The sequence below is a fragment of the Rhizobium sp. SEMIA 4085 genome (assembly GCF_013004495.1).
Classification (GTDB): Bacteria; Pseudomonadota; Alphaproteobacteria; order Rhizobiales; family Rhizobiaceae; genus Rhizobium; species Rhizobium gallicum.
Map to the genome: position 1 here is coordinate 1 of NZ_JABEPH010000348.1, position 6,439 is coordinate 6,439.

5 protein-coding genes, 1 tRNA gene, 1 pseudogene and 1 riboswitch are annotated in these 6,439 nt (G+C 58.5%); of the genes and pseudogenes, 3 read left to right on the forward strand and 4 right to left on the reverse strand.

The features are described 5' to 3' along the window. Window positions 1–324 (forward strand): annotated as a pseudogene (locus tag C9413_RS25905) (methyl-accepting chemotaxis protein); the annotation flags it as partial. Window positions 325–640: 316 nt separating this feature from the next. Here the strand turns inward: C9413_RS25905 and C9413_RS25910 are convergent. From C9413_RS25910 to C9413_RS25920, 3 genes are all read right to left on the reverse strand, one after another. Further along, window positions 641–1,753 (reverse strand): ATP-binding protein, encoded by a 1,113-nt coding sequence (locus C9413_RS25910; RefSeq protein ID WP_348648803.1) that lies wholly within the window; start codon window positions 1,751–1,753, stop codon window positions 641–643. Window positions 1,754–2,090: 337 nt separating this feature from the next. Beyond that, window positions 2,091–2,164, reverse strand: a tRNA-Gly gene (locus C9413_RS25915). Between the two features lie 44 nt (window positions 2,165–2,208). Then, window positions 2,209–3,303, reverse strand: a complete 1,095-nt coding sequence (locus C9413_RS25920; protein ID WP_039843840.1) for a 2'-deoxycytidine 5'-triphosphate deaminase — start codon at window positions 3,301–3,303, stop codon at window positions 2,209–2,211. Window positions 3,304–3,376: 73 nt separating this feature from the next. Then, window positions 3,377–3,455: riboswitch (SAM riboswitch) on the forward strand. 46 nt (window positions 3,456–3,501) lie between these two features. Between C9413_RS25920 and C9413_RS25925 the strand changes: the two genes are divergently transcribed. Further along, on the forward strand, window positions 3,502–4,686 hold the full coding sequence (locus C9413_RS25925) for an O-succinylhomoserine sulfhydrylase (RefSeq protein WP_039843839.1): 1,185 nt from the start codon (window positions 3,502–3,504) through the stop codon (window positions 4,684–4,686). Window positions 4,687–4,908: 222 nt separating this feature from the next. Then, window positions 4,909–5,301: a Co2+/Mg2+ efflux protein ApaG gene (gene apaG / locus C9413_RS25930; RefSeq protein WP_022713591.1), complete on the forward strand. Its 393-nt coding sequence runs from the start codon at window positions 4,909–4,911 to the stop codon at window positions 5,299–5,301. Here the strand turns inward: apaG and C9413_RS25935 are convergent, their stop codons facing one another. Further along, window positions 5,302–6,297, reverse strand: coding sequence for an Hsp33 family molecular chaperone (locus C9413_RS25935; RefSeq protein ID WP_039843838.1), 996 nt, complete (start codon window positions 6,295–6,297; stop codon window positions 5,302–5,304). Window positions 6,298–6,439 lie beyond the last annotated feature (142 nt).

Here is a 6,439-nt window from a genome sequence, read left to right on the forward strand (position 1 = left end):
CAACAGAATGCCGCCATGGTCGAAGAGAGCACGGCAGCAAGCCAGAGCCTGGCAACGGAGGCCGCCGCGCTGAACGAACTGCTCGGCCAGTTCAAGCTGAGCGGAACGGATAGCTTCATCGCAGCGGCACGTCCGATGCCGCAAGCACCAACACGGCCTGCGGTGACCCGTCCGGCGCCGGTCTCAAAACCCGCAATCGGCGTGGCGACAATGAGCACGCGGCCCGCCGCTTCGCCTGCACGCGCACTTGGCCAGAAGCTTGCCGGCGCATTCGGCATGAACAGCGCTTCGCAAAACCAGGAAGCCGATTGGACAGAATTTTGAGAGCGGGGACCCGCCCGATCGTCTAGGTGCCCCACCTGTGGATCGAATGGCCGAACTGATAGGTGGCGTTTTGTACCGGCCCCTACAAGGCACGATCTGTTACCTGTGTCGCCGGGGCGGACACTGTTAGGTTGGTCGCGTTGATGGGAGTGGAACCGCAGATCCTGCTTTAGAGCACTTTTGATCGCACTCAGTTCCAAAGGCATGACAGCGGTGCTGCGAAGAGGCGCTCGCCGAAGGGAAGAACTGTGTCACCGTCGTAAAGCACAAGTCCCAGACGGAAATCTTTACCGGCCGCCTGCGCCACTTTTCGCAATCACTTGAAATCACCGGCAGAGACTGTAGCGGCTGCTTTGACTTCCATGGCCACAAGCGAGCCTACTTCATTCTCCATGACGAGATCGACCTCGTCCTGATCCTTGTCGCGATAGTGCGAAAGTCGAACCTCTGCACTGGACCAACTTGCGATTTTAAGAATTTCGGAGATGACGAAACTCTCCAGAATCGCTCCGAATTGCGAACGGTCGGCTGTAATCCGTTCAGAGCTTGCGCCGAGCAGAACGGACAACAACCCAGTATCTAGGAAGTGTAACTTCGGTGTCTTGACGATCCGCTTGAGATCGTTGCGAAACCAAGGCTCGATACGCCTTATGAGAAAGACGTGTTCGAGTATGCCGATGTAACGCCGTACCGTTTTGTCGTCGAGGCGGAGGTGACCGCCAAGCTGTGAGAAGTTCGTGAGTTGGCTCGCATGGCTGGCGAGCGCCCGTATCAATTGCGGCATCTGCTCGAGCTTGTCTACCTCAATGATGTCGCGCACGTCTCGTTCAATGATCGCTCGAGTGTATTCTCTCGCCCATGCCGCTCGACGGCGACTGTCGCGGCGGGCAAGAACCTCTGGGTAGCCCCCGGTTACGACAATATCGATCAGTTCCTTGCCGAGAGCCAAATTTGTTGGCTGGTGGATCTTGCCAGCGAAGGCGTCCTCGATGAAATCGACTTTATGTCCTTTGATTTCCGCTTGAGACAGCGGAAGCAAGGTAACGACTTCCATGCGCCCGGCCAAACTTTCCGCAATGGTCGGCATCGCAAGAATGTTGGCCGAGCCTGTTAGCAGAAAGCGACCGGGCCGGCGGTCATCATCCACCGTTCGTTTGATCGCTCGCAACAGGTCGGGCGCACGCTGAACTTCGTCAATGGTCGCAACGTCAAGTTCTCGAATGAAGCCCGCAGGGTCGGCACGCGCGGAAGCCAGTACCGTCTCATCGTCAAGGGTAATATAACGGCGGCTGTGATTCTTGAGCCCTCTTACGAGCGTAGTCTTGCCACATTGGCGAGGCCCGTTCACCATCACAACGGGCGTATCCGTCAGCGCAACGGTGACACGGTCATTTGCATATCGTGGATAGAGAGGCACTTGCGCGATCATCTTCGTCCAATTAGGATTCTTTCTGCGTCCATTTCGGAATTTATATGCGTCTATTTCGGATTTCAAGAGCGTCCATTTCGGATAAAGAGCTTAGGGCAGCTCGCATGCTCTTTTGATGGCATTGTAGCAGGAGCTGGCCAACAAAAACCCATCCTGAAAACTTTCAAGACTAAATTAATGCACTGACGACTGCCAGGAACAGCAGCCGAAGATCCGAGTAACCTGGTTCTGAAGGGCCGAAATTCGGCTGCTCGTACGAAGTCTTCCTGCAAAGCAGTTTGCGGTGAAAGCCGCCCTGCGCTGCAAGCTTGCGCCCCCGGGTCGGACAGAGAGAAGCTGGAGCGGGTGAAGGGAATCGAACCCTCGTATTCAGCTTGGGAAGCTGCTGCTCTACCATTGAGCTACACCCGCGATGACGGAAGCCTTCCAACAGATGGGTGTCGGTGTCAAGGCTCTCAGATGCGGAAGTGCTTCGAGAGTTTCAGGCCCTGGGCCTGGTAATTCGATCCAAGGCCGGAACCATAAAGGCTTTCGGGTTTCTCCAGCATGTGCTCGTAAACCAGGCGGCCGACGATCTGGCCGTCCTCGAGGATGAAAGGCACCTCATGGCTGCGAACTTCGAGAACGGCGCGGCTGCCCATGCCGCCGGCTGGCGCGTGGCCGAAGCCTGGATCGAAGAAGCCGGCATAGTGCACGCGAAACTCGCCGACGAGCGGATCGAAAGGCGTCATTTCGGCTGCGTAGTGCGGGGGAACGTGCACGGCCTCGCGCGAAACGAGGATATAGAACTCGTCCGGATCGAGGATCAGTTCATTGCGGCCGCGGCTGTAAAGCGGCTCCCAGAAATCGAATATATCGTGCTCAGCCTTCTTATCGACATCGACGACGGCCGTGTGATGCTTGCCGCGGTAGCCGATCAGGCCATCCGTGTCGCCCGCCAGGTCGATCGACAGCGCAATGCCGCCGCCCGAAACGTTCGGCTTGGAGCTTGCAACCAGCGTTTCCGCATCATGCAGCGCCTGCAGTTCCGGCTCGCCGAGAATTGAATGCCCGACCCGGAACCGTATCTGCGAGAGGCGCGAGCCGCGGCGCACGACGACTGGGAACGTGCGCGGGCTGATTTCCAGATAAAGCGGGCCAGAATAACCGGCAGGAATCTTGTCGAATTCCTGCGCGTAGTCGGTAATAACACGGGTGAAGATGTCCAGGCGGCCAGTCGAGCTCTTCGGGTTGGCCGAGGCGGACATTTCAGCCGGAAGATCGAGCCGCTCCATGAGAGGCACGATATAGACGCAGCCCGTTTCGAGCACGGCACCTTCGGAGAGATCGATGACGTGCAGGCTCAGCCGGTCGAGCTTGTCGGCAACGAGATGCGAGGGACCCGGCATGAAACTTGCCCGGACCCGGAACGCCTTGGCGCCCAGGCGCAGGTCCAGGCTGGCCGGCTGGATCTGATCGCGGTCCAGTTCCCGCTCACTCGTGAGGCGGCCCGTTTCTAACAGCGCAGCAATTGCGCGATCGGCCAAGATTCCAGTTTCCCGAGCCATCATGCTCCATCCATAATTTGCCTCAGACAAAACCAAACTCAAGGAATTGACGCAAGAAGCTAACAGCAGTATTGCAGCTTTATCCCGTGGTGATTTGGCCGGTCGGCTTGCAGCCACGTTAAAGAAGTGGCTAAAAAGACCGGGTATGAAACCGGTCTGCTTTTGCGGCCGGTTTTTTTGTTGTTTGAAGGTGGTGATGGCATGAGCAAGACTTGGCGCCCGGCAACTCAACTCGTTCACGAAGGGACGCTGCGCTCGCAATATGGCGAGACTTCGGAAGCGATCTTCCTGACGCAAGGTTTCGTCTATGATACCTCTGAAGCGGCGGAAGCCCGATTCAAGGGCGAGACGGACGGCTTCATCTATGCCCGATACGGAAGCCCGACCAACGATATGTTCGAAAAGCGGATGTGCGCGCTCGAAGGCGCCGAAGACGCCCGCGCCACCGCTTCCGGCATGGCTGCCGTCACCGCGGCGATCCTCTGCCAGTTGAAGGCCGGCGACCATATCGTTGCCGCCCGCGCGCTCTTCGGCTCCTGCCGATGGGTGGTCGAAACGCTTGCGCCGAAATACGGCATCGAATGCACGCTCATCGACGGCCGCTATCTCGAAAACTGGGAGAAGGCGATCCGCCCGGCGACGAAGGTCTTCTTCCTCGAAAGCCCGACGAACCCGACGCTGGAAGTGATCGACATCGCAGGCGTTGCCAAGCTCGCCGACGAGATCGGCGCCAAGGTGGTCGTCGACAACGTCTTCGCAACGCCGCTCTTCCAAAAGCCCCTGGAGCTCGGCGCCCATATCGTCGTCTATTCCGCGACCAAGCATATCGACGGCCAGGGACGCTGCCTCGGCGGCGTCGTGCTTTCCGATAAGGAATGGATCGACGAAAATCTGCACGACTACTTCCGCCACACAGGTCCGGCCATGTCGCCGTTCAATGCCTGGACGCTTCTGAAGGGCATCGAAACGCTGCCGCTGCGCGTCAAGCAGCAGACGGCGAGTGCTGCCAGGATCGCGGACTTCCTTGCCGAACAGAAGCAAGTGGCCAAGGTGATCTATCCGGGCCGCAAGGATCATCCGCAGGCCGATATCATCGCCAAGCAGATGTCCGGCGGCTCGACGCTCGTCGCGTTCGAGCTGAAGGGCGGGAAGGAAGCAGCCTTCGCCTTGCAGAATGCGCTCGATATCATCAAAATCTCGAACAATCTCGGCGATTCCAAGAGCCTGATCACACATCCGGGAACGACGACGCACAAGAACCTGAGCGATGAGGCCCGTGCGGAACTAGGCATTTCTCCCGGCACCGTTCGCCTTTCGCTCGGCATCGAGGATGCTGATGACCTGATCGAAGATTTCGCTCAGGCTCTTTCAAAGATTAAGTCCTGACCGGCGATTGCCACGGCCGGACCTTGCCGGTCCGGCCGCATGCTCCACCTAAGAAATGGCGCGAGAGCTTCGCTTTAATACGGGAATTAACTTCGAAAATTAGGACTAATGTTCAAAACGACGTGCAATCATCGCGGTTTGAAGGATGATGCATGTGCCGTTTCTTGACGGATCGAGCGCTCTATAAGATACGGGTAACATATCTTGGCTATGGTGTAAGGCATGTACCGCGCGCTCACACGAGATATCGAAGTTGTCGTCGAGCCTTTTTATCTGGAGGAGCAATCCGATCCGGATGATGATCGCTATGTCTGGGGCTACCGGATCGTGATCAGCAATAATTCGGACCTGACAGTACGGCTCATCAATCGCTACTGGAACATCACCGATCAGAACGGCCTGGTGGACGAGGTGACCGGTCCTGGGGTCGTCGGCGAGCAGCCCCGGCTGGAACCTGGCGATACCTACGAATACTCGTCCGGCTGTCCGCTCGATACGCCTTCCGGCCTCATGTTCGGGCACTACCAGATGGAAACGGAGGACGGCGAGCTTTTCGATGTCGAAATACCCGCCTTCTCGCTGGATTCTCCCGGGCTGCTCAGAGTGCTGAATTGATCATTCCGCAGCCGATGCGACTTCCACGACCTCAAACCGATAGGTCGTGGAACAGAATTCGCAGGTAACGGCAATCTCGCCATTCTCCTGGCTGGCGTCGATCTCGTCGTCCGAAAAGCCCTTCAGCACATTCTTGATCTTCTCGCGCGAGCAGCTGCAGCGGTCGAAAACTGCCCGGGTACTGAAAACACGCACGCCACGCTCGTGGAAGAGGCGAAAGAGCAGGCGTTCGATTCCGACCTGCGGATCCGTCAGTTCGTCCGCATCGATGGTATCGACCAACGCGCGCGCTTCGGTCCAGGCGTCGTCTTCCTTGTGTGCCAGCGCGGCGTTGTCGCCGTCGCCGCCGTGGAGGTCGGGCTGGCGCATGCGCTCCGGCGCTTCCGGCAAGAACTGCGCAACGAGACCGCCGGCGCGCCAGCGGTGGCGCGGCTTACCCGCCTCGTCGCGGTCAAACAATTCGGCGGCAGCCAGGCGGACCCGCGTCGGGATCTGCTCCGACTGACGGAAATATGTGCCGGCAATATCCTCAAGCGAGGTACCGTCGAGCGCAACGATACCCTGATAGGGCTGGCTGAACTTGCCCTGGTCGATGGTGAAAGCCAGCACGCCCTTGCCAAGAAGCTGTTCCGGCTCGGTCTGGCCGGCAGCGACTGCCTTGTCGAGCAGCGCCTGATCGAAGCGCGCATAGGCACGCACGTTCTCCGGCGTCGAGAAATCAGCGACGAGGAGATCGACAGGGCCATCGCCCTTGGTCTGCACCGTGAACTTGCCTTCGAACTTGAGCGACGTCCCGAGAAGCACCGTCAGCACAATGACTTCGGCGAGCAGCCGGGCAACAGGTGCCGGATAGTGATGGCGCTCGAGGATCGCATCCAGCATGGGACCGAGCTGGACGGCGCGGCCGCGCACATCGAGGCCCTCTACCTGGAACGGGACAACGTGATCATCGCCGGCGAAATCGAACTCGCCGAGAGCACTTGCGGTTTCTGCCATGGTCTTACTCCTAGTAGTCCGAGCGGCAGACCAGAAGCCTTTCAACTCGCTCGGCCACAATGCCATCAGGCAAAAGGAGGAGCCCAGTATAGTTACGATCACACCAAGACACCATGAAAGCATCGACTGTTGCGAGAGAAGA